The organism is Photorhabdus hindustanensis (genome assembly GCF_002968995.1).
Lineage (GTDB): Bacteria > Pseudomonadota > Gammaproteobacteria > Enterobacterales > Enterobacteriaceae > Photorhabdus > Photorhabdus akhurstii.
In genome coordinates, this window is sequence record NZ_PUWT01000099.1 from 1 (window position 1) to 1,864 (window position 1,864).

Annotated in this window: 3 protein-coding genes; 2 read left to right on the forward strand and 1 reads right to left on the reverse strand. The window is 41.6% G+C overall.

Annotated elements, in window-relative coordinates:
* Window positions 1-274: 274 nt before the first annotated feature.
* Window positions 275-673 carry an antiterminator Q family protein gene (locus tag C6H66_RS23660; RefSeq protein WP_046396671.1) on the forward strand — a complete coding sequence of 133 codons (399 nt, stop codon included), beginning with the start codon at window positions 275-277 and terminating at the stop codon, window positions 671-673.
* 385 nt (window positions 674-1,058) lie between these two features.
* Here C6H66_RS23660 and C6H66_RS23670 read toward each other — a convergent pair whose 3' ends face one another.
* Window positions 1,059-1,511, reverse strand: coding sequence for an ECs1072 family phage-associated protein (locus C6H66_RS23670; RefSeq protein WP_181150287.1), 453 nt, complete (start codon window positions 1,509-1,511; stop codon window positions 1,059-1,061).
* 155 nt (window positions 1,512-1,666) lie between these two features.
* Between C6H66_RS23670 and C6H66_RS23675 the strand changes: the two genes are divergently transcribed.
* On the forward strand, window positions 1,667-1,864 hold a 198-nt coding region (locus C6H66_RS23675; protein ID WP_248000806.1), incomplete at its 3' end, for a phage holin family protein.

Sequence of the window (1,864 nt, forward strand, 5' to 3'; positions counted from 1 at the left end):
GCAAAGCGATCAAAGCTGAGTTTGATGAGAAATTGAAGAGGCTACGGCATGACAATCTTCACTGATATTGAAGCAGCAATTGAGGAAGCCAGGTTCTTGCGACATGAAACAAAGCATCATCATGTTGTCACTCAAAAACGTAATGGAACTCTTACAGTCAGACAAGAAGTTGGAATAAATAAAGAAAGTCGTCTACGTAAAGCATATAGCACTCGTTACGATTGTCGTATAGCAACAGTATTGCCGAGTTGCAAAAAATAGCCGGGAGAAATGTATGCGTGATATTCAAATGGTATTAGAGCGCTGGGGGGCATGGGCCAGTGAGGGAAACAGTGACGTTGATTGGTCGCCAATCGCGGCAGGGTTTAAGGGGCTAATTCCCAGCATGCGAAAGACTCGTGCCCAGTGTTGTGATGATGATGGGGTTGCTATTGATGCCGCAATTACTCGACTGAGAAAATATAATCCTTATTACTTCCAGCTAATCATCATGCACTATGTTAAGGCATTTCCTCTCAGGGCGATGGGGGGAAAATTGGGAATATCACATAATGAAGTAGCAAAACGATTACAATCAGCGGAAGGGTTTATTGAAGGCTGTTTGGCAATAGCCAATATTAAATTAGAAATAGATAAAGTAACTCGAAAAGAAAATATTTATCAGTTTGCATAAATAAGGGTTGTGTAATTACAAGAGTCACTATATTGTGATAAGAGTGATAGCAATGTCACACAGCTTATCGAATTAACAAGCCTCGCACTCGCGAGGTTTTTCATATATAAAGCCCACATCCCCCGTTCTCAGATAAAAGTTTCAGTCTGTCTAATGGCTGGTGTGGCATTCATTAATGGCTGCGCATGGCGTGGCTTTTTTTGTATCTGGAGATTTATCATGAGCGAAAGCCAACCGTACTTTTACAATCCGAATATGTCTTCCGAATATTTGGAGGATTGGTTAGATAAGCAAAGATTGCATGTCACTCACTTCAACAAACTGAAACAAGAAAGAGCCGCATTAGAACAACGGCTCTCAGAGATTGATGTGATTTTAGACAACTTTAAGCATGAGTTTGAAGGTAAATTGAGTTTTCCTTGGGAACCCAGTCCTCATCTAGCATACCATCAGAACGGAACGAAATAGTCTCAGGTAGATTAATTGCATCAATGACGCGCCGGGCTTCGTCAGGAAGGTTATTAAGGTGTATTTCATCCTGGATCACAAACAAACTATCTTCTAAAGAAAGCGATCTAATTTCCGCAGGTTTCCATTTCGTTTTCAGAAATATCAGATGGTGCAATGCCTTTTCACCCTCTAATGGTTCAAAGATAGTGCCATATTGTTGACGGTGTTTGTGAAGAATTGCTTCTAATGTGAAGATTTGCGCCGCATGATTTTTCAAACAACAAATCTGATGATCACTACTATAAACATCAAAATAATTAGGGTCGATATCATGGTTGTTGCAAACCCTAGTCTTAATGGCGTGCCACAAGTTGTGAAATTTTGCCAAAATAATTCTCCTGTGTATTTGTAGGAACCAAGAGAATACCACGCGCCGGGCGTGAAATACCCGGCAACACTTCAAGGGCTGCGATCTGACGCGGCCTTTTTCTTTTCACACCCGTTTAACGGGGTCTTAATCCCCAACGGGGGTGGAATATGAAGATGAAAAATAATCCTGATTTATGGGCCGAATTGATAGAAGGCTTAAAACATTCGTGGCCGCAAGTATCTGGCACGGCAGCCGCAATATTGATTTGTTGGGGGCGTCTGATTTATGACGGAGTGGAATGTAAAAACAAATGGGCTGAATGTTTGTTATGTGGCGTTCTGTCATGGGCGATATCCAGTGGTATTGAAGCG

Excerpts from the sequence above, each read along its gene's own strand:
- C6H66_RS23660 (WP_046396671.1), top strand. The coding sequence starts at position 275 with ATGCGTGATATTCAAATGGTATTAGAGCGCTGGGGGGCATGGGCCAGT.